Source organism: Maribacter stanieri (genome assembly GCF_900112245.1).
Lineage (GTDB): Bacteria > Bacteroidota > Bacteroidia > Flavobacteriales > Flavobacteriaceae > Maribacter > Maribacter stanieri.
Genome location: NZ_FOYX01000001.1, coordinates 1,986,276 through 2,011,035, shown reverse-complemented (window position 1 = coordinate 2,011,035; position 24,760 = coordinate 1,986,276). Strand labels below are relative to the sequence as shown.

General features: G+C 32.0%; 29 protein-coding genes. 20 read left to right on the top strand and 9 right to left on the bottom strand.

Features of this window, described 5'->3' with window-relative positions; all coding sequences use genetic code 11:
- Nucleotides 1-22: 22 nt before the first annotated feature.
- The 5 genes from BM296_RS08685 to BM296_RS08665 form a co-directional block, all read right to left on the bottom strand.
- Complete coding sequence (locus BM296_RS08685) at nucleotides 23-691, bottom strand: DUF6799 domain-containing protein (protein WP_091902677.1); 669 nt, start codon at nucleotides 689-691, stop codon at nucleotides 23-25.
- 188 nt (nucleotides 692-879) lie between these two features.
- Entirely contained in the window at nucleotides 880-2,127 is a 1,248-nt protein-coding gene (locus tag BM296_RS08680) for an NAD(P)/FAD-dependent oxidoreductase (RefSeq protein WP_091902676.1), read from the bottom strand.
- Nucleotides 2,128-2,142: 15 nt separating this feature from the next.
- Nucleotides 2,143-3,564 (bottom strand): MBL fold metallo-hydrolase, encoded by a 1,422-nt coding sequence (locus BM296_RS08675; protein WP_091902675.1) that lies wholly within the window; start codon nucleotides 3,562-3,564, stop codon nucleotides 2,143-2,145.
- Nucleotides 3,565-3,878: 314 nt separating this feature from the next.
- Nucleotides 3,879-4,562, bottom strand: coding sequence for a CBS domain-containing protein (locus BM296_RS08670; protein WP_262493894.1), 684 nt, complete (start codon nucleotides 4,560-4,562; stop codon nucleotides 3,879-3,881).
- A 48-nt stretch (nucleotides 4,563-4,610) separates the two neighbouring features.
- Nucleotides 4,611-4,958: a site-2 protease family protein gene (locus tag BM296_RS08665; protein WP_091902673.1), complete on the bottom strand. Its 348-nt coding sequence runs from the start codon at nucleotides 4,956-4,958 to the stop codon at nucleotides 4,611-4,613.
- A gap of 118 nt (nucleotides 4,959-5,076) precedes the next feature.
- On the opposite strand from BM296_RS08665, the gene BM296_RS08660 reads away from it, so the two are divergent.
- The 5 genes from BM296_RS08660 (at nucleotide 5,077) to BM296_RS08640 (ending at nucleotide 9,173) form a co-directional block, all read left to right on the top strand.
- Nucleotides 5,077-6,042: a 1-phosphofructokinase family hexose kinase gene (locus tag BM296_RS08660; protein ID WP_091902672.1), complete on the top strand. Its 966-nt coding sequence runs from the start codon at nucleotides 5,077-5,079 to the stop codon at nucleotides 6,040-6,042.
- A 28-nt stretch (nucleotides 6,043-6,070) separates the two neighbouring features.
- Nucleotides 6,071-6,466, top strand: coding sequence for a DUF302 domain-containing protein (locus tag BM296_RS08655; protein WP_091902981.1), 396 nt, complete (start codon nucleotides 6,071-6,073; stop codon nucleotides 6,464-6,466).
- On the top strand, nucleotides 6,463-8,175 hold the full coding sequence (locus BM296_RS08650; protein ID WP_245786986.1) for an adenosylcobalamin-dependent ribonucleoside-diphosphate reductase: 1,713 nt from the start codon (nucleotides 6,463-6,465) through the stop codon (nucleotides 8,173-8,175). Before BM296_RS08655 ends, BM296_RS08650 begins: the two co-directional genes overlap by 4 nt.
- Nucleotides 8,166-8,810: an acyloxyacyl hydrolase gene (locus tag BM296_RS08645; protein WP_091902671.1), complete on the top strand. Its 645-nt coding sequence runs from the start codon at nucleotides 8,166-8,168 to the stop codon at nucleotides 8,808-8,810. The genes BM296_RS08650 and BM296_RS08645 overlap by 10 nt, the downstream gene beginning before the upstream one ends.
- 84 nt (nucleotides 8,811-8,894) lie before the next feature.
- Nucleotides 8,895-9,173: a zinc ribbon domain-containing protein gene (locus BM296_RS08640; protein WP_084134973.1), complete on the top strand. Its 279-nt coding sequence runs from the start codon at nucleotides 8,895-8,897 to the stop codon at nucleotides 9,171-9,173.
- 105 nt (nucleotides 9,174-9,278) lie between these two features.
- Here the strand turns inward: BM296_RS08640 and BM296_RS08635 are convergent, their stop codons facing one another.
- Both BM296_RS08635 and BM296_RS08630 read right to left on the bottom strand, forming a co-directional pair.
- Nucleotides 9,279-9,950 carry an FMN-binding protein gene (locus BM296_RS08635; protein WP_177214933.1) on the bottom strand — a complete coding sequence of 224 codons (672 nt, stop codon included), beginning with the start codon at nucleotides 9,948-9,950 and terminating at the stop codon, nucleotides 9,279-9,281.
- Between the two features lie 109 nt (nucleotides 9,951-10,059).
- Complete coding sequence (locus tag BM296_RS08630; RefSeq protein ID WP_091902669.1) at nucleotides 10,060-10,698, bottom strand: WG repeat-containing protein; 639 nt, start codon at nucleotides 10,696-10,698, stop codon at nucleotides 10,060-10,062.
- 182 nt (nucleotides 10,699-10,880) lie between these two features.
- On the opposite strand from BM296_RS08630, the gene BM296_RS08625 reads away from it, so the two are divergent.
- Entirely contained in the window at nucleotides 10,881-11,507 is a 627-nt protein-coding gene (locus BM296_RS08625; protein ID WP_073243094.1) for a hypothetical protein, read from the top strand.
- A 183-nt stretch (nucleotides 11,508-11,690) separates the two neighbouring features.
- On the opposite strand, the gene BM296_RS08620 is transcribed toward BM296_RS08625, so the two are convergent.
- Nucleotides 11,691-12,143: a DUF2267 domain-containing protein gene (locus BM296_RS08620; RefSeq protein WP_091902668.1), complete on the bottom strand. Its 453-nt coding sequence runs from the start codon at nucleotides 12,141-12,143 to the stop codon at nucleotides 11,691-11,693.
- Between the two features lie 121 nt (nucleotides 12,144-12,264).
- On the opposite strand from BM296_RS08620, the gene BM296_RS08615 reads away from it, so the two are divergent.
- Complete coding sequence (locus BM296_RS08615; RefSeq protein ID WP_091902667.1) at nucleotides 12,265-12,576, top strand: HPF/RaiA family ribosome-associated protein; 312 nt, start codon at nucleotides 12,265-12,267, stop codon at nucleotides 12,574-12,576.
- Between the two features lies 1 nt (nucleotide 12,577).
- Entirely contained in the window at nucleotides 12,578-13,411 is an 834-nt protein-coding gene (locus BM296_RS08610; RefSeq protein ID WP_091902666.1) for a universal stress protein, read from the top strand.
- A 42-nt stretch (nucleotides 13,412-13,453) separates the two neighbouring features.
- On the opposite strand, the gene BM296_RS08605 is transcribed toward BM296_RS08610, so the two are convergent.
- On the bottom strand, nucleotides 13,454-13,855 hold the full coding sequence (locus BM296_RS08605) for a hypothetical protein (RefSeq protein ID WP_091902665.1): 402 nt from the start codon (nucleotides 13,853-13,855) through the stop codon (nucleotides 13,454-13,456).
- Between the two features lie 127 nt (nucleotides 13,856-13,982).
- Between BM296_RS08605 and BM296_RS08600 the strand changes: the two genes are divergently transcribed.
- From BM296_RS08600 to BM296_RS08545, 12 genes are all read left to right on the top strand, one after another.
- The gene (locus BM296_RS08600; RefSeq protein WP_091902664.1) at nucleotides 13,983-14,834 is read left to right on the top strand and encodes a universal stress protein; all 852 of its coding nucleotides are present in this window, start codon (nucleotides 13,983-13,985) and stop codon (nucleotides 14,832-14,834) included.
- Nucleotides 14,835-14,926: 92 nt separating this feature from the next.
- The gene (locus BM296_RS08595; RefSeq protein ID WP_091902663.1) at nucleotides 14,927-15,772 is read left to right on the top strand and encodes a universal stress protein; all 846 of its coding nucleotides are present in this window, start codon (nucleotides 14,927-14,929) and stop codon (nucleotides 15,770-15,772) included.
- A gap of 17 nt (nucleotides 15,773-15,789) precedes the next feature.
- Entirely contained in the window at nucleotides 15,790-16,680 is an 891-nt protein-coding gene (locus tag BM296_RS08590) for a universal stress protein (protein WP_091902662.1), read from the top strand.
- A gap of 85 nt (nucleotides 16,681-16,765) precedes the next feature.
- A complete protein-coding gene (locus BM296_RS08585) occupies nucleotides 16,766-17,737 on the top strand; it encodes an ROK family protein (protein WP_091902661.1) in 972 nt (323 codons plus the stop codon).
- 55 nt (nucleotides 17,738-17,792) lie between these two features.
- Nucleotides 17,793-18,632, top strand: coding sequence for a universal stress protein (locus tag BM296_RS08580; RefSeq protein ID WP_091902660.1), 840 nt, complete (start codon nucleotides 17,793-17,795; stop codon nucleotides 18,630-18,632).
- 270 nt (nucleotides 18,633-18,902) lie between these two features.
- Nucleotides 18,903-19,739, top strand: a complete 837-nt coding sequence (locus BM296_RS08575) for a universal stress protein (RefSeq protein WP_073243075.1) — start codon at nucleotides 18,903-18,905, stop codon at nucleotides 19,737-19,739.
- A 4-nt stretch (nucleotides 19,740-19,743) separates the two neighbouring features.
- Entirely contained in the window at nucleotides 19,744-20,592 is an 849-nt protein-coding gene (locus BM296_RS08570) for a universal stress protein (protein ID WP_177214932.1), read from the top strand.
- A 62-nt stretch (nucleotides 20,593-20,654) separates the two neighbouring features.
- Nucleotides 20,655-21,494 carry a universal stress protein gene (locus BM296_RS08565; RefSeq protein WP_091902658.1) on the top strand — a complete coding sequence of 280 codons (840 nt, stop codon included), beginning with the start codon at nucleotides 20,655-20,657 and terminating at the stop codon, nucleotides 21,492-21,494.
- A 159-nt stretch (nucleotides 21,495-21,653) separates the two neighbouring features.
- The gene (locus BM296_RS08560) at nucleotides 21,654-22,505 is read left to right on the top strand and encodes an ATPase (RefSeq protein ID WP_091902657.1); all 852 of its coding nucleotides are present in this window, start codon (nucleotides 21,654-21,656) and stop codon (nucleotides 22,503-22,505) included.
- Between the two features lie 108 nt (nucleotides 22,506-22,613).
- Nucleotides 22,614-23,024: a hypothetical protein gene (locus BM296_RS08555; protein WP_091902656.1), complete on the top strand. Its 411-nt coding sequence runs from the start codon at nucleotides 22,614-22,616 to the stop codon at nucleotides 23,022-23,024.
- Between the two features lie 98 nt (nucleotides 23,025-23,122).
- The gene (locus tag BM296_RS08550; protein WP_073243067.1) at nucleotides 23,123-23,566 is read left to right on the top strand and encodes a hypothetical protein; all 444 of its coding nucleotides are present in this window, start codon (nucleotides 23,123-23,125) and stop codon (nucleotides 23,564-23,566) included.
- Nucleotides 23,567-23,703: 137 nt separating this feature from the next.
- Nucleotides 23,704-24,711 (top strand): 2-hydroxyacid dehydrogenase, encoded by a 1,008-nt coding sequence (locus BM296_RS08545; protein WP_091902655.1) that lies wholly within the window; start codon nucleotides 23,704-23,706, stop codon nucleotides 24,709-24,711.
- Nucleotides 24,712-24,760 lie beyond the last annotated feature (49 nt).

Sequence of the window (24,760 nt, the reverse complement as noted above, 5' to 3'; positions counted from 1 at the left end):
GTATTGGTGTATTAAAATGTCTTTATTGACCCGATTTTTTACCCTTCTTTTTGGTATTAGGCTTTTTTACGCCAGATTTAATTGTATTTCTATTGATCATCTTATTTTTTTGAACCGTCATTTTACGATGTTGATAAAGATTTTTGAACATGGCACCGTTCATATTCAAACATTCCCCTTCTTTTAGACGCAATTGTTCCCGCTTTTCATTTTGATAAGATCCATCTGGGTTTACTATGATACCGTCACCAAGATTTACTTGATTTTGAATTCGATTTTGTTCCCTATTTCTAATTTGATAGGTTTCACCATCAATCTTCATTATTTGATATCTATTTTGGTTACGCTCGTTAATTTGATCTTGATTTAACCCCGTATTTTCTCGCTTAACTTTATATCTATATTGGTATTCATTTCTATACTTGATACCATCATTATCTAAGCATTCGCCATCTTTTAAAACTAATCTCTTGCGGTCTTTAGTCACATACGAACCGTCTGAGTTGACCACTGTACCATCATTTAAAATGATAGGTTCTTGCAAACGAATTTGATCACGATCGCGAATTTGAAGTACATCGCCATCTACCATCATGAGCCGGTCTTGATCACGATCTTGTACTTGATCTTGGGCAATAGTTATACTTGTTCCCAACATTGTAAATAATAGTAATAAGTATAAATTTTTCATTGTTATAGCTTTAATAAATTAAATTCCTTTAACAAATGTATTTTATCTAACAAAACATCGAAATGACTCAAGTCATTATAGATCAGTTAAATAGATAAATATGACTGTTTTTTACAGTTTATAATTTGCTTGATAAAACTGTGTAGCCGTACCTTAAAAATTTATATTTGAGTTTAGAAACAACATAGCTATACCTCTTTTCCTTTAAGCATTTTGTGCCAATATAGATATGGAAGTATATATTTTTTAAGAATCCAAAGTCGCCAATGTTCTTTTGAAGAATCTTTAATGAGCATTCGTTTTAGCTTAGGGTCTGGTGTAAATTTCTTGGTATAATCAAATTCAGCCAATACCATTTTGCCATAACCTGTAACAAAGGGGCATGAAGAATACCCATCATATTTTTTAGAGCTTAATTTGCCGTTACCTATCAACGACAACATATTTTGTACCACGACCGGGGCCTGTTTACGTATTGCTGCACCGGTTTTAGATGTAGGCACATTGGTTACATCGCCTAAACCAAAAATATTCTTATACTTAGTATGCTGTAAGGAATATTGATTAACATCCATCCATCCAGAAGAATCTGCAAGTGGTGAATTTATTATAAAATCTGGAGCCGTATTTGGTGGTACAAGGTGTAACATGTTGTATTTTATACCTACTAAACCATTCTCTTTTAAAATATCTAGCGTTATCGGATTATGCTCTTTAGATTGCGGACTTACCAAAAACCAAGCTATTTGTTTCTTACTTTCTATTTTTTTTAATTCGTAAGAAAATTTAATATGAATACTTTTTTCATCTATTACTTTCATTAAAGTTTTGGCTATTTCAGGAACCGAAAATATAGCATCGCCGGAGGTTGCAAAAACAACTTTAGTCTTTTTCTTAACACCTATTTTTTTAAAATGGTCATCAGCCAAGTACATAATCTTTTGTGGTGCGCCACCACATTTGTAGGGCTTAGGTGGTTGTGTAAACAATGCTGTACCACCTTTAAAATTTTTAATAACTTGCCACGTATGGTTCGGGTTGGTATAGTTACTACAAACTACCCCTTTATCAATAGCCTCTGATAAACCTTCTACTAAACTGGTATCTAGTTTAAGACCGGGTGCAACAATTAAATATTCATAGACCAATTTTCGGTTAGATTTTAAACCAAGGCTATTGTTCTCTGGATCAATAGAGTTGACACTGTCTTTAATCCAATCTGCATTGGTTGGAATAACTTTTGCCATTGGTCTTTTAGTATTATTATAATCATAAGTGCCTGCACCAACCAAAGTCCAGGCGGGTTGGTACCAATGATCTTCAGATGGTTCTATAATACCTACCTGCAACTTAGGGTTTTTACGTAATAAACTGCTTGCGGTCATTAAACCTGCCGTACCTCCCCCTATAATCAATATTTGATACCTTGATTTCATTTTGTTTGATTTTAATTAAAGCATGGTAGTTGGTTCATGATAATCGGATAGTTTAAATTTTCCCAACTCCTTTATTGCTTTTAGGCCGCCTTTAACATCTATTAAATTGGTATACCCCAATGATTTTAGAATTGACACAAAAACCATTGAACGATATCCGCTTCGACAATGAACATAGTATGTTTTGTTCTTATTTATTTTGGTCATACTATCATTTAAATAGTCAAGTGGAGCATTAATGGCTCCCTCAATATGTTCACTATTGTATTCACTTGCTCTACGTACATCTAATATATTTAAATCGGCATCTATCATTTTATGTGCAAGTGCTTTCACCTCTATAGTTGGTATGGTCTCTATTTTTTTACCGGCTTTTTTCCAAGCATTAATACCGCCTTTTAAATATCCTAAGGTGTTATCAAAACCTATTCGAGCCAAGCGAGTAACCACCTCTTCTTCCCTACCCTTTTCGGCAACTATCAATATTGGCTTTTTAACATCTACAATAGTTGTTCCTACCCAGTTGGCAAAACTTCCGTCAATACCTATATTGTAAGAATCTGGAATATATTCTTTGGCAAAAACCTGAGCTTCTCTAGTATCTATAACAATTGCTGATTCTTCTTTTAATAATGATTCAAATTCATCGACTTTTAATGGTTTAGTCCCTTTTTTGACAACTTCATCAATACTTTCGTACCCTTGTATATTCAACATCACATTCTGAGGAAAATAACCTGGGGGCGGTGTTAAACCAGTGAGAATGGCATCAATAAAATCTTCTTTGCTCATATCTTCTCTTAACGCATAATTGGTCTTTTTTTGATGACCTAAAGTATCGGTAGTTTCATTACTCATCATTTTACCACAAGCACTACCGGCACCATGGCCAGGATATACGATTATATCATCTGGTAAGGGCATAATTTTAGTACGTAACGAATGGTACAAGTGCCCTGCCAATTTTTCTTGGGTCAGCTCAGCTATGACCTTTTGCGCTAAATCTGGTCTACCAACATCACCAATGAACAACGTGTCTCCGGTAAAAAGAGATGTTTCTTTGCCGTTTTCATCAATTAACAAATAACAACTACTCTCCATAGTATGACCAGGAGTATGTATTAATCTAATTTTTGAATTACCCAATTTAAATTCTTCCCCATCTTTACCAACAATAATATTATAAGTCGTTTTCATACTTGTTGGGCCATAAACGATATCTGCACCTGTTTTCTTTGCCAAATCAATATGACCTGAAACAAAATCTGCGTGAAAGTGAGTTTCAAAAACATATTTAATTTTTGCGTTGCGCTCTTTTGCCAATTTTATATATGGTTCAACTTCACGTAATGGGTCTATAATTGCAGCTTCGCCGTTACTTTCTATATAATATGCACCTTGCGCTAAACAGCCTGTATAAATTTGTTCTACTTTCATGATATATAGTAGTTTTAGTTAACATTAAATAGAGTTTAAAAAACTTGTAAACCCTAAAATATTCTAGAATACAAAGCTGAAAAACAGTATTTTAAAACGAAATGACCTACGTCAGTAATACTAAAATCAAAAAAAATAGTGTGGTTGAAAATTCTAGTATTCCGTTGTAAAAATTATCATAGAGATGCTTTTAGAAGAGGTTTCTTAACACGATTAATAGATGCAATGAGTATTGGAATTTTCGAATTACACTAACCCAAAATCTAAATAATAGAAAGAAGACGAAAACTATAATCTGAAGTAATCTATTAATTTTAAGTACTTTTTAAAAGAATAAACTCGCTAATATTAGACCTGTCCATAGCACCAATGATTTCACCATTTTCGGTAACCGGAAAGAAATTATTCTTTTCTTTTTGCATACGTTCCAAAACCTCCGTAATTGGGGTGTCTGCGTCAATAAAACCAACTGACTTATCTAGAATATCGCCCACTAAAAGAGATCTTGATTGTGCATTTTCTATAATTTTTTTCTGATATAGTACACCTTCTACTTGTTGATTATCGAAAACCACAAAATCCTTTTCAGAACTAGTTAAAACCAGTTCTATGACCTCTTCGAGTTTTGTAGTTAAATTCAATAAAGTAATATTGGTCAGCGTAGCTTCTTTTGCAATATGCCCTTCTAAAATAGAATACTGCTTTACCATTTGATTTTCACCGTAGGCCCCGAAAAAAATAAAAAAAGCAATCAATACTAAAAACGGATTAAATAATAACCCAACAATAAAAAATAAAATGGCCAACCCCTGTGCAATACCCGAAGCTATATTAGTAGCTTCTACACGACTTAATCTAAAAGATAAAAGTGCTCTGAGTACGCGACCGCCATCCATTGGAAAAGCAGGTATTAAATTAAAGATTACCAACATTAGGTTTGCAATGAATAGGTAAAACAATAAATTTTGAAACGTAGGTTCATAAAGCTGTTCATCAATTAGAACAGTATCAAAGTTAAAGTAGCTTCGTAAAGGAATTACCAGAGCCTATATGAGAGTAATGATTATGTTAACAGTTGGTCCTGCTAAGGCAATTAACAACTCTTGTTTAGGTTTTTTTGGTATTTCATCTAAGGTTGCCACACCACCTATAGGTAATAAAATAATAGAATTTGTTTTTATATTAAATTTTCTGGCCATAAGGGCATGGCCTAGTTCATGGAGCACTACACAAGCCATAAGGACCAAAATTAAACCTTGACTTATAATAACTTTTTCAAGGTTGCCGCTATTTTCAAACTCTACCAATCCAATCCATATGAGCAACAAAGCGAACGTCCAATGTATCTCAATTTTTATACCTAAAATCTTACCTAATTCCAAGAACCCCTTCATATAAAAAATTTTAATGAATTTATTTCGTAAGCATTTGTTTAACAATGACTTTAGTCATTTGTAAATTTTCACTCAACTACTACATTTGGTTATATCATAGCAATAAAAAGGACTAAATATGAAAAAGATAATTACCCTTACCGTCAATCCCGCCATTGATAAAAGTACTACAGTGGCAGGTATAAAGCCGAATAGTAAACTGCGCTGTGCCGCACCTATTTTTGAAGCTGGTGGTGGTGGCATTAACATTTCTCGTGTTATAAACGAACTAGGAGGTACATCCTTCTGTATGTATATGGCAGGTGGACCAACAGGAACCCAAATGCATGAATTACTAGTTGATTTAGAAATTGAACAACAGGTAATACCAATTGCAGGTTGGTTGCGTGAAAATCTATCAGTAACAGATACAACGAACAACCAACAGTTTAGATTTGGCATGCCCGGTCCTTTTGTGAACGAGTACGAATGGAAAAATTCATTAAGGCAACTAGAGTCGATACTTGCGCCTGGTGATTTTTTGATCGCCAGCGGTAGTCTTTGCCCAGGTATGCCAAAAGATTATTTTGCCCAAGTCTCAAAAATAGCCCAAAATGAAAAAGCAAAATTTATTCTTGACACCTCAGGTGAAGCGCTTATAAATGGTGCGCAAGCAGGCACTTATTTATTAAAGCCCAATCTAGGGGAACTGGCAACGCTTTGCGGCGTAAAGAGTATTTCTTTTTTAGATGTAGAAAAGGTCGCCAAAGAATTTATCAGAAACAATACTTGTGAGATATTGGTAATCTCATTAGGCTCGCAAGGTGCTATTATGGTCACCAATGAAGAAGTGGAATATATTGCGGCCCCTATAGTGCATCAAAAAAGTACCATTGGTGCAGGAGATAGTATGGTTGCAGGTATGGTCTATGCCCTGGCACAAGGCAAACCTTTCACCGAAGTGGTAAAATTCGGTGTAGCCTGTGGCACAGCCGCTACAATGACAGAAGGTACACAACTGTGCAAAAAAAATGATGTGGAAGAATTGAATTCATGGATCATGGCGAATACAACTACAAAGAAAGATTTGAGCGTAAATGCTTAAGACTACAAAACCTTTGAAATATTATATTATGGATTATTATTTTTTAACGCAACTAAAGAATTCATCATTTGCCAATGCACTACTAAAAACTAAAGAGGCTCTGCAAAGAGAAGGTTTCGGTGTGCTTACTGAAATAGATATGAAAGCCACACTTAAAAATAAATTAGATGTAGACTTTCATAATTATAAAATATTAGGGGCATGTAACCCTTCTTTGGCTTATGAGGCATTAAAGGCAGAAGACAAAATTGGAACCATGCTACCTTGTAATGTTATTTTACAAGAAAAAGAGCAGAACTTTATAGAGATTGCCGCAGTAGACCCAGCGGCGTCTATGAAAGCCGTAAATAACGAAGCATTAATAAAAATAGCCGAAACCGTACGCGAAAAACTAAGAACAGTAATAGAGAATATTTCTGTATGATTGATCTAAGTTCAAATGCTCGACAGATACTAAAAGCTCGTTATTTACGCCAAACAGATGGAATAGAAACCCCAGAAGATCTTTTCAAAAGAGTTGCTAAACATATAGCAACCGTAGAAAATGAGAACAAAGATTTATGGTTTGATAGATTCTATAAGGTAATGCGTAATCTTGAATTTCTACCTAATAGTCCTACACTTATGAACGCAGGTTTACCAAATGGTCAGCTTAGTGCCTGTTTTGTACTCCCAGTTGAAGATAATCTTAATGCCATATTCACCACTCTTAAAAATGCTGCTTTAATTCATCATAATAGTGGTGGTACAGGCTATAATTTTTCAAAAATTAGACCGAAAGATGATTTAATTTCTTCATCAGAAGGCTCTTCCACCGGTCCTGTTTCTTTTATGAAAATATATGATACTGCAACGGAATATGTTAAACAAGCAGGTAAACGACGTGGCGCAAATATGGGCATCTTAAATATAAACCATTCTGATATTGAAGAATTTATTTCCTCCAAATCTGATTTACATAGTTTACAGAACTTCAATATTTCAGTAGGTATAACCAATGATTTTATGTACGCCCTTGAAAAAGACAAAGATTGGAAATTGGTCAACCCACGCACAAATAAGATTTCAAAAACTTTGAGTGCCAAAAAACTCTGGGACTTAATAATAGAACAAGCTTTAAAGACAGGCGATCCAGGACTTATTTTTTTAGATACGATTAATCAAAACAATCCACTAAATAAACTAGGTAAAATACAAAGTACCAACCCCTGTGGAGAAGTACCGTTATTCAATTACGAGAGTTGCAATCTTGGCTCTATCAACTTAAAAAAAATGGTAGTACAGAATTCAACCAATATTGAAATAGATTGGAAAAAGCTTGAAAGAACCATTACCATTGCTATTCGGTTTTTAGACAACGTCATAAGTTGTAATTACTTTGTATTACCACAGATTCAAGAAATAACGCTATCTAATAGAAAAATAGGGTTGGGCGTTATGGGGTGGGCAGAACTTTTGATTATGCTCGAGATACCTTATGCTTCTAATAAAGCAGTAGAACTTGCCGAAACTGTTATGAAGTTTATTCATGAAAAAAGTTATAATGCCTCACAATTATTAGCAAAGAAAAGAGGCTGTTTTCCTTCATGGAAACAAAGTAGTTTTTCCCCTCATATGCTTTTGCGCAATGCCACGTGCAATAGTATAGCCCCCACAGGTAGTATCTCAATAATAGCAGACACCTCTTACGCTATTGAACCGCTTTATGCTCTGGCATACAAAAGAACTGGTATACTTGAGAATACCACCCAAATGGAGATAAATGCAACATTCGTTGATAAAATGAAATCTTTGGGGTTATGGTCAGAACACCTACGTTCTGAAATTATTGAAAAGGGTAGTATTCAACATGTAAAAAAAATACCAACTTACCTAAAAATCCTTTTTAAAACAAGTCTAGAAATTTCATGGAAGTATCATTTATTACATCAAAGAGCTTTTCAAAGATATACCGATAATGCTGTATCAAAAACGATAAACTTACCGAATACTACCACGTTTGAAGAAGTATCTGAAATCTACAAAACTGCTTGGAAGTATAAATTGAAAGGAATTACAATTTACCGTAACGGTAGCAGAGACAATCAAATTTTACAATTATGCGGATTCAATAAGGAAGATGTATGCAGTTAAATAAAGCAATACCCAAGAACGAGCGTGATACTATTCAAAAAATACCGAAACAATTTCTTTTGGTAATCACTTTTCTAATATCCTTTCATATAGCAAATGCCCAACATAATTACAGCAATAAATTTAATGAAAAAGGTGGAAAAATTTTCTCGCTAGGGCTTGAACACGTATCTGGTTTTAATACTTCTTTAGAATGTTATTCTCTACGGGCCGGTTACGGTTCAATGCTATTAAAAAATTTGACTATTTCTAGTTTTTTAGACCTCTCAATAACCAATGGTTTTCAAGTAGTAAGAACTTTTGAAAATTCAGCAAAAATTAGACAAGAAAACTTTGGACTTGGCACTTCCTTTCTACTAAGATGGTATCCTTTACATTTGGGAAAAATGAAAGTATTCATTGATGTGGGCGGTGGTATACTCTATACGTTTGAAAGATTTCCTTACCAGGGTACCAAACTTAATTTTACAGCAAGACCAGGTGTAGGTATAGCAATGCATTTTGACGATAATAAACAAATAGTTTTCGGAATAAACAGATTTCATTTGTCTAATGGTCTCGGTTATAATCACCCAAGTAACCCAGCTTTTGATGGCTTAGGGTTATTCACCTCGATAGTTATAAGAAAAAAATAACCTGCCTGACCAAAATCATTTAATAAACTATTTAATGAAACTAACTTATTGGTTGTTAAAGTAATAACGTAAAAAACAAAGAAAATGAAACCATCAATTAATATTTGTCAAAGTTGTGGAATGCCTATGCATCATTTAATTGATTTCGGCACTAATAAAGATAGCACTGTTAACACGGACTACTGCCGATTTTGTTTTGTAAAAGGCAAATTTGTAGATCATGGTATTACACTTGATCAAAAAATAGAACAGAATATCGCATTTGAAGAAAAAAGAGGAATGCGAAGAGAAGATGCCACTATTTTGGCACACAGCACACTACCAAATCTAAGAAGATGGAAAGGTCTTAAACCTGTTGAATAGTGAGAATATAATGGTACTATTTTTTATCTTTTACATCGTTATAGGTGAACAATAAATCGATAACCTATAATTTATAGTTTCAATTACGATTCTATTTTACAACTTCTAGGGTCTTAGGTATTCTTTATACCGCTTCAATCCTTCGTTGACCATTTGAATTGCTGCAGAACTAGTCATGGTAGCTCCAGATATTCCGTCAATAATTACACCGTCATCAATTCTACTATCTAAGTTTTTTTGTATCATAAACGTATCATCTTCTAAATTTATAACTGAACCAATAAACTCATCTTCAAAAGTAGAATGAGTCATTGCTGCCCCATACCCATCACTTTCAGCAAAATGGTCAAATGCTATATTTTTAATTTCCAATGTATTTGTATCCAATAAGACTATTGCCCAGATTGGACCACCAAAACCTAAACCTTGTACAGGCAAAATTACATTATTAGTATTCTTAACTTCAAAAATTGGAAAAGAGCTTGCCTTTTCTCGCTTAGTCATTTTCTTATAAAGTAGTACCGATTGTGTCATGTCAGTACTGGTAACAACATTATTTAAATCTATCTTTTCAAAATTAAAAACATCATCAACTGTTAAGGAGTCTGAAAAAGCAATATCAATAAATTCGCCCAAATCATTTATTACGGAAGGAATAGGCGTAATTACTTTTTCTTGTGTTAAACTAGTATTGTCTATTTGTTTTATAGCCGGTGTTTGATCTTTACAATTAAGCAAGAGAAAGCCAAGCAAAAGCATAATTATTTTAGTTCTCATATGTCTCAACTTATCATTGTTATCTTCTATCGGTCGGAAATTATTCACATGCATTCAAATAATTACTGATGATATAATTTCAAATGTACGGTGGTCAATATATTCTTATTTACTTGTATTCTATTTTACGAATTTCCCAGCCATCACCTTCGCTACGTAATGCAACCAGATTACCCACTAATCGTTTTGCCATAATGGGTGGTAATTTGTATCTCCTTTTGGTCATTTGAATATTATGTCGTCTTTCAAAATATTCTTCAATATGACCAGAAGTATCCACCAATACATCAAAGAATTTTAAATCATAAATCTTTAGTTTAAATTCATTCTCACCCTTATATGCCTTATCAAATAAGACACCTGTGCTGTAACCATCTTTAAATGGATAAATATTTAAAAATTGTGGTTCTATAACAACTTTTCCAGCAGTATCCATAAAGCCTACAACGGTAATACCGTCCTCTACAATTTTACTTATTAAACATCTACCTTCCTTAAACATAGGATATCGTACACCGGATAAATCTAATTTAGATGTATCCGCATTTTTATCCCAATAAATATCATACCTAAAAGGTATTACCAAATCTCCCTTTTCATTTATAAAGCCCCACTGTTCTCCTCTTCTTATAGCTGCCAAACCTTCACTAAAAGGTACAATTTCATCAATATCCTTTAAATCTTGTGCGCTCATTGTAACCGGTAAGAAAAAAACTACTATAAAAAATGTTATAATAAAATATTTCATGATAATTGGGTTTTATGATTTTACAAAAATATTCCGCTACAGTGTATTTAAAAATGATGCTGGTCATGTGAACATCGTTTTTGTCTTCAATTGTACCAATGTAATTGAGTATAGGATGACTTACATCATTTTAATATGCTAATTAACATACTAGTTTTATCTACAAATTTTAAACTAAAAAGATGAAAACAGCAGGCTATATAATACTGGTTGTTCTATTGACCTCTTGCTCTTCAACAAGGTTTATAGATAGTTGGAAAAACAATGAAATTACGGTCTTCAAACCCGAAAAAATGTTGGTTATAGGTATGACGAATAACTTAACGGCTCGTAAAATTTTTGAGGAGAAAATGAAAAATGCCCTTTACCTGAGAGGTATAAATGCGATTGAAAGTAGTGAAGAAATCAGCATGACATTTACCGATTCAAAAAAAAATGAATCAGAAATAGATGTCCTTAAAAAAGAGTTACTGAACAAGGGCTTTGACGCTATTGCAATTACCGCAGTAGTTGGTATAGATGATAAACAAGATTATAATTCTGGTTATTATACTATTGGCAATAATTGGTATCGATTTGGTCGTTACTATTATCGTTTTCAAAATGTATACTACACACCTGAGTATTACTCAAACTATAAAATTTTTCATATAGAAACTTCCATTTACAATTTAAAGACCAGTGATGACGAATCATTAGTTTGGGTGGGTACATTTGATATTGTTGATCCAAATAACATAACTTCTACTATTGAAGACTACGTTAAAAGAATAATACTACAATTGGAAAAAGAAGGTGTTATAAAGTAATTAATTGCCCTATTCTATTTCCAATAAATAGCATTCATTGATTATTAAAATATCTTATGCTTCATTTGGCAGTAGTAGTAAATTAGTACGCATTAATAGTATGCTAATATCTTATTTTTTTTAGTTTACTACTAATTTAGATAGGTCTCTAATTTATTATTTACTGCCAATTTGATATTACTTTCAAAACATCATGTTCAAGTATATCATACTTTTTAAATCTTTAGGTAAACTATCTCGCAAATCTTCCATTTCACCCAAAGAAACATATTTTCTGAGATATATAAAAGTGGTGTCTACATAGCGTTCTGCTACCTCGTTGTCATATTCAAAATCATTAGTTGCTGCCGGATAATCATGAGAACGAACCAAATCTAAGAACTCTGTCATATTTTTAACTTTGGGCTTATTCTTCTTAATTGCCCAACCATTAACGTAGACCGCCTTAAGAAACATAGGTAGTTGAGATATAAACTGTAAAGACTCTTCTGTTGGAATAATATCTCTAAGTGCGTGCATAATTGCTGTAAAAATTCTTCCTGCTTTATCAGGATCATTTGCCATATTCATTTCTTTAGAATAGTCCTTTAAAAAAGTATTACCCTCTGTTGCATATTTATTAAAATTAAGTGCCATGATAGTGTGTTTTTATAATGAGTCATAAATTTTAAAAATTTAGTTAGGTATTGAAATGACACAAGTCATTTTAAGAAAAGAACAACATTAATATTTTTGAACAGAACCAAAAATTAAATTTATGACCGTTAATTTCCAATACCTTCATATGCCTGAAAGCAACTCGCTAAGTGAAATAGTAACCCGTAATCTTCAAAAACTTCAACACAAATATCAGTTTATCATTCGTGCCGAGGTTTTTTTCAAATTGGGAAACAGTACAGATGGCAATGATAAAATCTGTGAAATACAACTTAGTGCTCCAGGACCAAGAATATTTGCAAAATCTAACGAAAACAACTTTGAAAAATCTGCCGCCAATACTTTAAGGGATCTAGAACGCCAATTGAGAAAGCGTAAAGAAAAATTTCAACAGCGTAAAAAAGCTATATAACATGAAAAAAATATTAGTCCCAGTAGATTTTTCTAAGCATTCTGAATATGCTTTACATATTGCAGCGAAAATCGCCAAGCAAGTACAGGCAGAAATTATTGTATTACATATGATGGGTATTTCTGAAGCAATTCTTGCAAAAGATGAAGCCCAAGAATATGAAGAAGCAAAATATTACATGGACCTTGCCAGAAAACGTTTTAAGCCCTTTTTAAACCAAACCTATCTAAAACATATAAAAGTCAGAGAAATTATTCAAAATTATAAAGATTTTAAAGAGTTGAATACCGTGGCCCTAGAACAGCACATTAACCTTATTGTAATGGGCTCACATGGTACCAGTGGTCTAGGCGATGTTTTTGTTGGATCCAACACTGAAAAAGTAGTTAGATCATCAGAAGTACCTGTTCTTGTCGTTAAAACACCAAATTCTGATTTTAAAGTTGAAAACATATTATTCGCATGCGACTTCAAAGAAAGTTCCATTTTAGCCTATAAAAATGTAAGGGAGTTTGCAGCGAGTTTTTCTGCCAAATTAAATCTAATCTACATTAATACGCCATATTACGATTTTAACAGTAATACCGAAATAGCAGAGCGAATATCAAAATTCTTTTATAAGTCTAACACTATTGAGCAAGAGGTTGCTATCTACAATGATTATAGCGTAGAACATGGCCTTATGAACTATTCTAAAAAGGGCAATTTCGATATTCTGGCCATACCAACAAGAGGTAGAAAACCTTTTACCCATTTTCTTTTAGGTAGCAGAAGCATTGGAGAAGATATAGCCAACCATGCAAATTTACCTGTATTGACCTTGAAATCTAAATAGCTGAAGAACAATATCAAGCAACATATTCGCTAAACCCACTTACTATTTTAATAACAAATCAATTCTTTTTAAAATCTTTTTTTCCGATTTTTTTTTCTTCAACAATGAATTGGCAATTGCTTTAGTGGTTTTCTTAATCAATGATTTGATTTTTTTAGTAAAGACCTGTGGATTTTTTTCATAGAATTCTCTAAATTCTTCAAAACACTCATCGCTAGTCTTTTCATATTCTAAAAGCCAATCGAAAACAACTTCAATTTGATCTGCTAAAGCAGTACCACTACTATCTTTAAAATCATCAACCTTACGCCAATACTTTTTTACCATTTCTTCAACTTTATCCCATTCTTTTAAATAAACACTGCCATCACATATGGCAACCGCGTAAAATAATTTGCCTAGGCTTTTATAAAGCTCACTCTTAATTTGATATGTATTTTCCATTTTCAGTAAATCACAATTGAAAATTTTAAATATAGAATGTACTTGCTAAAACATCAATGATTAAAATCATTGTTATTGTTTATTATCAAAAGTATTTTTCATGGAATGAAATGAAAAAGTAAGACCTATGAAAAAAATTTTGATTCCAACAGATTTTTCAAAAAATTCAAAAAATGCCATACGTTATGCACTTGATTTTTTTAAAGAAACTCCTTGCCAGTTTTATTTACTATACATCAACATTGAGGGTTCAAAATTTACAGAAAAGCCTATTTATGAGTTTGGCACAAATATTCTAGTTGAATTAGAGCCGAAAGCCATAAATAAAAAATTAAAAGACTTAGAAAAGTTTATAATGGCGGTTTCCTCAAAAAAAGAACATCATCATTTTACATCAATTTGCGAACAAGGCTATTTTTTAACTTCGGTTCAACGACATATTGAAGAAAAGAAAATAGAGCTCATAATAATGGGTACTAAAGGCGCTTCTGAAATTAAAGAGTTTTTTATTGGTAGCCGTTCTGGCGATGTAATTACAAATGTAGAATGTGATACACTAGTAGTTCCAGAAAATACAAAGTTCAAAGACTTTGAACAAGTAGTATTACCAATTGATTTTGAAATTACCTATGACGATACCACCTTATTTAAAATTTCAAACTATATAATTTCTAAGAGTACACATATTAATTTATTATATGTTACCAAATCGAAAATTCCACTTTTAGAGGAAATTGAAGTACTTCAAAAACAATTTGCAAAGCGTCTCTCTTTAAAAATACCGAATAATGTTAGCTTTCACAGGGTAGTGTCTAAAAAGATAGAAGATGGAATTCAATCATTTTCAAAAAGCATAAATGCAGATTTGATCATAATGGTTTCAAAAGATTATAATTTATTACAAAAAATATTTCTCGATACCACCGTAGAAGAAGTAAGTTTTGAAACAAGCATTCCTCTTCTTTCGCTTCAAGGGTAAAACATTCCATATTTTCTTACATATTTCTAATGACCTATGTCATTGCAATGAAGTTACGAGAGAAATATTTTTAAATAATAATTAAAAAAATTATGACCACAGTTTTAATTCCGACCGATTTTTCTGTTAATGCAATGCATGCTATAAAATATGCACTTGAACTGTACAAATGTGAGCGTACCAACTTCTATTTTTTACATGCATATGCAGACGAGGTCTACGGTCCATTTAAAAACAACGGAGGTAATTCAATAGAAGAGCAAAAAAAAATAACCCGTACTTATGTACATGAGACATTGAAAAAATTAGTAACGGATCTCACCAATACTTACCACAACCCAAAACACCATTTTGAATTTATATCATCTTTTGAGGCATTGGTTGATGCAATTAATACTGTTGTTAACGAAATAAATATTGATTTAACAATAATGGGTACCCAGGGTAAAACCGCAAATAAAAAAATAACCTTTGGTAGCCATACCGTACAAGTATTTAAGTATGTTTCATGTCCTGTTCTGGCCATTCCAGAAAACTATGAATATCAACAACCTAAAAGAATTCTATTTCCTACAGATTATATGCTACCCTATAAACGAAGAGAGCTTAAACTCTTAAATACGTTAGCTGCAGAATTTAAATCGAAAGTACATTGTCTTTATATTTCAGATTTTGAAGACCTAAGTCATAGACAAGCTGACAACAAGTTGTTTTTACAAGAATCTTTACCCGATGCCTATATATTTCATGAGCGTTCGCCCGTTAAAAACAAAGGAGAGGCCATTATGGAATTCATTTTAAAAAATGACATTAATTTATTGGTAATGGTCAATGCAAGACACTCATTTCTTGAAGATATGCTCTATAAATCAACAGTAGACGATATTGGATTAAACCCTAAAATTCCATTCTTGGTTATGCAGAACCTACCAAGATAATATTTAAAAACGCAGCTATGAAAAAGATTCTCTTGCCTACCGACTTTTCCAATAACGCGTGGAACGCAATTTGCTATGCCCTAGAATTTTTTAAAAATGAGAAATGCGAATTTCATATACTTCATACCTATACCCCTATTTTCTACCGAATAGATTATATAATTGGCGGGCCAACTTTTAGCGCTGTCCCAGATAAGGGTGTAGACATTGCTCAAGCAGGCTTAGATAAGACACTAGTAGATATAAAACTTAAATATAAAAACGCCAAACATATTTTTAAGATCAGATCTGCCTTTAATACTCTTACCAACGAGGTTAAAGAACTTACCGAAACTAATAAATTTGATTTTATAGTTATGGGTACACAAGGTGCAACCGGTGCAAAAGAAATTTTTTTAGGAACAAATACAGTGCACATCATAAGAAAATCTACAATTCCCGTATTGACCGTGCCTTCTGGCTATGAGTTTAAAGAAATAAAATCTATTGTTTTCCCAACAGATTATAGACAATCATATCAAAAGAAAAATTTGCACATCTTATATACCCTTGCAAATACGCTTAAAGCTCAATTAACCATATTACATATTAAAGAAGAGTATGATTTGAACGATGAACAGAAGATGAATATAAAAGTTCTTGCAGATCATTTTAAAAAGCTTGAGCCAAGTTTTGTCGAGGAAAGAGGAAAATTAATGCCACAAGCAATTCATGAATATATTGAAGAAAACAAACCTGATCTATTGGTAATGATGAATAGAAAACATTCTTTTTTGGAAAGGCTTAGAGAAAAATCAAATGTAGACGCAATAGGGTTACATATTGCAATTCCTTTTATGACAATACCCGAAAGTCAGCAAGTGCCCGTTAAAAAAATAGATAAAGAAAGAAATTCTGAAACGGTATAACTTTTAAAATATTAACATGTAAAAACTAATGGGTCTCACTGAATATAACGATAGAAAAGAATCATAAAATCTTAATCATAATAAAATGTCAAAAGAGGTAGTATTGAGCATTGATATAGGTGGAACACTAACAAAGGTAGGTCTTGTAAATAGAGAAGGTAAGGTTTTGGATAAAATTGTATTTAAGACCGATGCTCAACATCAGTTCTCAAATTTTATGGACAAATTAAAATTAGAAGTAGATACATTGATAATTAAATGGATAGATGTTATACACATACTTTCTATAGGTGTTGGGGCCCCAAATGCCAATTCATACACGGGGCAAATCGAAAATCCACCAAACTTAAAATGGGGAGGTGTTACACCTATAAAAAAAATTATTGAGCAAACATTCGATCTACCTGTTTCATTAGCTAATGATGCAAATGCAGCGGCTCTTGGAGAAATGCTTTATGGAACTGCAAAAGGGATGAAAAATTTTATAGCGCTAACATTAGGTACTGGTCTGGGAAGCGGAATTATAGTAGACGGTAAACTATTGATTGGAGAACATGGTACTGCTGGTGAAATAGGCCACGTAAATGTTGACCCTGCCGGAAGGATGTGTAATTGTGGATTACAAGGTTGTTTAGAAACGTATGCATCGGTAACCGGTATTAAAAGAACCGTTTTTGAATTAATGGCAGATAGGTGTGAAGATTCACCTTTAAGAAAAATAAATTTTGAGGAAATGACGGGAACCGATATTTCTGATGCTGCACTAAAGGGAGATATAATTGCATTGACAGCTTTTGAAAAAACGGGTGAAATTCTAGGAAGCAAAATGGCCGATACCGTTGCCCATTTAGACCCAGAGGCTTTTATACTGTCTGGAGGGTTGAGCAAAGCTGGCGATATACTTCTAAAGCCGATAAAAAGATATATGCAGAAACGTTTGTTTAATGCATATAAAGGTAAAATCGAGGTACTATTATCGAATGCTACCAGTGCCGAAGCTGTTTTAGGACCAGCAGCTCTAGCATGGTTAGAATTAGACCATTTGACTCATGCATAATAATGATAATAAAATAAATGATTCAATTACAACCAGATATAAATAACTGCACTCTATGAAAAACATACTAATACCAACAGATTTCTCTGAAAATGCATGGAATGCCCTTTTTTATGGAGTATCGTTATTTAATAAAGTTAAGTGTACATTTTACTTGATTGATGTAAATGCTATTAAACCCTATTCAGGTAATGAACCCACCATGTTCATACCTCCAGAAATACTTGAAGAGAGTATTTTAACCCAAAGTAGAAAAAAGCTAAAATCATTACTTGAAAAGATTCAAAAATTACCCTCAAATAATAAGCATACATTTCAAACAAAAGCTGTTTATGGCTTTTTTACCGATTCTATAAAGAAAGAAGTATTGAATAACAAAATTGAACTTATTATAATGGGTACAAAAGGAGCTTCTGGTACAAAAGCCATTTCTATTGGGAGCAATACAGGTAATGTAATTACAAAAGTGCCATGTGCCGTGCTGGCAATACCAGAAAAAACAAAATATCACTACCCAAAGGAAATAGGTTTCCCTACAGATTTTCTTTTGGGCTATGATGCCGAAATTATGAAAAAGATTAAAGATATTATCTTACTTCATCATTCTGCCATTCGGTTTTTATACGTCGCATCAAAAGGTAACGGACTAAGTTTAGACCAATTAAAAAATCGAGAATTTTTAAAAGAATATTTTAAAAATATTGCCTATTCATTTCATATTCTAAAAGAAAAAAAATTAGACATTGCCGTTCAGCATTTTGTTGAAAGCTGCAATTTGGATATGATTGTAATGGTCGCAAAAAACTTAAATTTTATACAACGTATTCTTATTAGACCAAAAGTTGAAAAAATCAGTTACCATACTACTGTTCCGTTTTTGGTAATTCATGAGTAGAATATCCACCTAAAAATCACTTTTCACTCTGTTGAAAATCTATTTTTAATTATGCAAATATGTTCATATAGTTCAATTGTCATAAACAAACCCTATATAGCAAATTATACTCAAAATGTTTACATTACCAATGAAATAAGTTCTATGATTTTAAGGATATTTAATCTTTTTAATTAAATAATTAAATACAAATTTAATTGAACTGACCAAGATCATGGTCAAAGAAATACCTCTACTCTAATTTTATGTCTAATCATAAATTGTATAGACATGTCACGAATTCTTTTACCAACTGATTTTTCCCAAAATTCAATTGAAGCAATTCGTTACGCGTTAAATATCTATAAGAATATAAAAGCAACCTTCTATTTACTCCATACCTACACTCCCCCTATTTATCAAACAGAATACATTATTGGCAGTCCGGGTCAAATTGGTTTAGGTGATGTTTTTCAAGAAAATAGCATGACACAATTAGAGAAATTAAAAGATTTACTAGAACATCAATATCAAAACCCTAACCATACTTTTATTGTTCATTCTGCTTTTAACACACTAATAAGTGAAGTTTTAGAAACTGTGACCGCAGAAAATATTGATGTTATAATAATGGGAACAAAAGGCGTTACCGGTGCCAATGATATTTTATTTGGCACACATACGGTTCACGTAATAAGAAAAGCAAATTGCCCCGTAATTGCCGTTCCGCCAAATTTTGAATATGAAGCTCCTTTAGAAATATTGTTTCCTACTGATTATGAAATTGAATATAAAAAAGAAAATATGAAAAGTTTGTTGGCAATAGCCACCCAACACAAATCAAGAATAAATGTAATGCATGTACGAACAGGCTATGACCTCACTGAAATTCAGCAAAAGAACAAAGTAGTGCTTGAAAAAATATTAGGAAAATATGCATTGTCACATGAATTACCAGACAATGGTATTATAGAGGCAATTAATGAATTTCAGATTAAGTATAAAATAAACCTGCTTGTAATGGTCAAGAATAAACACACATTTTTAGAGCGATTATTTATTGAACCGATAATAAAAAAAATAGGATTACATATTAATGTTCCCTTTATGGTACTCCCACAAAATTAAAATTATGAAGAATATACTGGTTGCCACAGATTTTTCAAACAACTCATATTGTGCACTTTTCTATGCTACCAAACTATTGGCTTCAGAGCCATGTACTTTCTATCTACTAAATGTGTTTAACGAAATGACACCTTTACAACGAAAAAAAACAAAATTACTGGTTGGCAAAAAGCTTTTAAAAAAATTACAAATAGCATCTGAAGAGAATTTAACCAGCACAATGCATAAAATTGTTTTGGACAATGAAAACCCGCAACATCAGTTTCATACCCTATCAAAAAAAGGAATTTTAACAAAAATCATTTTAAAAACCCTTGATACAAACCATATTGATCTGATTGTAATGGGCAATAAGGGTCTTAATGAATCTGCTGATGTTTTCTTTGGCAGCAATACTATTCAGGTTGCCAACAAAATTAATAAATGCCCCATACTTGCCATTCCAGGGGAAATGGAATACAAAGAACCGAATGAAATTGCTTTCATTACAGATTTCAAAAAAGGTTGTACAAAAAATACGATAGAACCATTGTTATCTATAGCCTCAATTACAAGTGCACAGATTAGGGTATTGCATATTACAGAAGAAGAAATTTTAAATACTCAACAAGAGTCTAACAGAAAATTATTAGATATCTGTTTGAAAGATATTGACCATACTTTTTATTGGAGGCAATTATTTGACGATAAGGCAAAAGTTATTCATGAATTTATAGAAAAATTAAACATAGACCTATACGCAATGGTTAACCGCTCTCATAATATTTTCGAAAAACTAACTCATGAACCAGTTATAAAAGATGTTAGTATGTATGCTAAAACTCCTTTTTTAATTCTACCATCGCAAGACTGATTAGAATCATAATAAAACCATTTATAAAAAAATATTTATAAAAAATCCTTAAAAAATAAGCAATGGACAAGAGAATTTTAATACCTACCGATTTTTCTAAAAATGCGCTAAATGCAATTAGGTATGCGCTTAATCTTTATAAAGAAATTAAATGTGAATTTTACTTTTTAAACGTTTTCAGGTTATATAGTTACAACACCGATAGTCTATTTATTCCTGAACCTGGTAGTGGTGAATATGAAGCTGCAAAGAAAAATTCAGAAGAAGAATTTATTAAACTGTTAGATATTTTAGAATTACACCATGACAATTCTAAACATACGTATCACACTATTTCTACTTATAACTTTTTATCAGAAGCCATAAGGCAAACAATTGCAGAAAAAGATATTGATTTGGTGGTTATGGGTACCCAAGGTACTACTGGTACCACCGGTGTCATTTTTGGAACCAATACTGTACAAACTATGGAAAAAATAAGGGAATGCCCCGTTTTGGCTATTCCTGAAACTATTCGTTTTTCCTCACTAAAAGAAATCGTATTTCCAACAGATTATACGACAGCATTCAAACGCAAAGAATTAAAATACTTAATTGAAATCTCTAAAATACACAACGTAAACATTAGAATTTTATATATCGATAAAAATTCTGATTTAAATGAAAAACAGGTAAATAATCAAAAATTACTTGAAGCAATTTTAAGTGAAGTAAATTATAGTTTTCATACGCTATCCAAAAAAAATGTAGCAGATGGTATTACAACATTTGTAGAAAGTAGAAATAGCGATATGATCGCCTTTATAAATAAAAAACACATTTTCTTTAATAATATATTTTCTAAGCCATTAGTCAAAGAAATTGGATATAAGGCTACCATACCTATTTTGGCATTGCACTAAAACTATTTAGAAATTCAATAGGAATAAAAATAAAACTCCTAATAATGCATATCATGCTAAAAACCTACATATCAGAAAAAGAAAGATAGCATGAACCAAACTATACTAAGGCTTAGGCGGTGAGTGCTTTTTACTTAAGAAGTAGATTAAATTAAAAAAATGGAAAATAAAGTAGAAATTGACATCATAAAATCTTCAGGAATACAAGTGAAATTCTCTTTAGACAAACTCCGAAATTCCTTAAAACATAGTGGTGCGGATTATGTAATGATTGAAGAAATTGTAGGTAAGGTTGGTGGAGAAATTTATGATGGTATAACTACTAATGAAATCTACAATAGGGCATTTGCATTATTAAAAAATAAAAAATCGGTATTTGCATCTAGATACAAATTAAAAAAGGCCATATATGAACTTGGTCTAACCGGTTTTCCTTTTGGGCGTTTTATTAGTTCATTATTAAGATATTCTGATTATTCTACTAAATGCAACGTAATTATGGAGGGTGTTTGCGTAACACATGAACTAGATGTGGTTGCAGAAAAAAACGGAGAAACAACAATTATTGAATGTAAGTTTCATGGCGAAGAAGGTTTAAATTGTACTGTAGAAACACCACTGTATATACACTCAAGGTTTAAAGACGTTCATACGTTATGGAATAAAAAACAATCTAAAAATAACAAGTTAAATAAAGGGTGGGTTGTAACTAACACACGTTTTACCGAACATGCCATTAAATATGGAAAATGTGCAGAACTATATTTATTAAGTTGGGATTATCCGCATAAAAATGGTCTGAAAGATAGAATAGACAAATTGGGTTTATATCCCATAACCGCTTCGACATTATTAACTAATAGAGAAAAGCAGTTTTTACTAAGTAGGGATATAGTTTTATACAGACAGCTTTGGAAAGACAAATTCTTTTTAGACCACCTTGGTATTTCCACTTCAAGAAAAGAAAGAATATTAGATGATGTCAATCAACTTTGTTCCATGAAACAATAGAATTCATTTAAATAACTAGGTCATTATACTATTATTGTACTGCATCTGATTTATATCATTGTACGGGAATTTATTGGGTTGTAGTTTGTAAAAACACAAAGGTATGCAATGGCAAAACAACAAATTACATCAAAGCAAAACGAAAAATTAAAAGAGCTGCATTGGAAAATTCAGCAGTGGAAAACTCAATTTCAGGTAATAGATGATGAAATTCTTTTTTTAGAACGTTTGCTTAACAGTTCTGCTTTTAAATCTAATACTCCAAATCTTTTTGAGCGTTTAGAAGATTATAAAACAAAAATAGAAGAACTGAAATATAATCTAAAAACTATTCGCAATTCTATATCTGTTCATGAGAATTCTTTAGGTAAAATATTAGATGTTTCCGAAAATAAAAATAATCAACAATACTATCAAGTTCATAACCAACTTAACACGGATATAAGCAATTGTTACAAAAATTTTCAAACACTGAAATCTGAAATTTTCAATTATACAGGTACCATTCTTATCACCTAAAAAAAGTAGAAACAAAATACGTCTGTTACCTGATTTAAATCATTTACATCAAATATTGGTTATCATAACTTAGATATTATATTAATAAAAGATTTAGGATGAAATCCGAGAAAATAAAATATAATTATACAGAATGGTATAGTGCAGATGAACTAAACGAACACTCTAAAAAATGGTTGTCCGAACTTTTATTCATTAAAGATGAGCAACAGTTTCTGCTCAACCTAATTCAATCTTTTTCAACAAAAAGAATCAGTAAAAATCAACTAGCTCAATTAGAAGATTTTAAAAATTCAATTAATGAAAACGAGATTATGTTGCATAGCAAAATCTCACAGGTAAAAAAACATATGAACCAATTAAAAATTCTGGTTGACGGCGTAAATCAGTTAGAAATGGAACATGGCTATAAGAAAACCCATAAAGAATTATTTAAGAGTATGAACAAATATCTGTTGGATTATAGAACAGTAAAAGAAAGAGGTTTGGCAAAATTAACATCGATAATGAAAACAACAAAACCGTCAAACAACAATGAATAGCTCAAACTTTTTTAAATGAAGTGTAGTTTTGAAAATACTAGTACTTCATTAAACAATCAATTTATAAATGAGGTCTTTAATACAAACTATTTCTACTATCAAGAAGAAATCAGCTCATAATTAAATTTAAAAGAAATATGAAACTACTGGTATATAGTGCAAAAGAATTTGAAATTCCTTTTCTAAAAAAAGCTAATAACAATCGTTTTGAAGTTACCTATACTCAAAATGCATTAAACAGTCAAACAGCATTAAATGCCATTGGCTATAAAGCAATTTCCATTTTTTCAGGAGACGATGCATCAGCCATAGTACTTGAAAAATTATGGAGTATTGGTGTACGCTATATTACTTTACGCTCAAGTGGACACAATAACCTCAATCTAAAAACTGCAAAGCGATTCGGATTTCATGTTGCCAATGCCGCAGACTATTCTCCCCATGCTATTGCCGAACATGCTACCGCCATTTTATTGGCACTAAATAGAAAAATAGTTTTGGCAGATAATCAGGTCCATAATTATAATTTCTCTCAAAATGCTTTAATGGGATATAATTTACATGGTAAAACTGTGGGTATCATTGGTACTGGAAGAATTGGCAGTATTATGGCAAAAATTATGAACGGTTTTGGATGCAAAATTCTTGCATACGACCTTGTCCCTGACCACGACCTTATAGAGCTTTGTAATGTAACATATACCCATTTAGATGTTCTATGTAATGATTCTGATATTATTAGTCTTCACATACCAATGAATTATGAAAATTATCATTTCATTAATAAGGAAAGACTTGCACAAATGAAGAATGATGTAATACTAGTAAATACCGCCAGAGGAGAACTTGTGGACACCAATGCATTAATAGAAGCTTTAGAAGCAAAACTTATCGCAGGATATGCAACTGATGTTTATGAAAAAGAACAAGGTGTTTTCTTTAATGACCATTCTAAAAATGGAATTAAGGATAAACGTTTATGGAAATTGTTAACCTACCCCAATGTGTTGCTAACACCCCACCAAGCTTTCATTACCAAAGAAGCTTTAAAAAATATTGCCGACATAACATTTGAAAATTTACACAATTGGTCTCAAGGCAATATTAGCAAACATGAATTAGGTATGGAATTAATTAATTCATGACAATCTCTACTTCAACTCATTTTTTAGATGGGATGTTAGAAACTTAGGA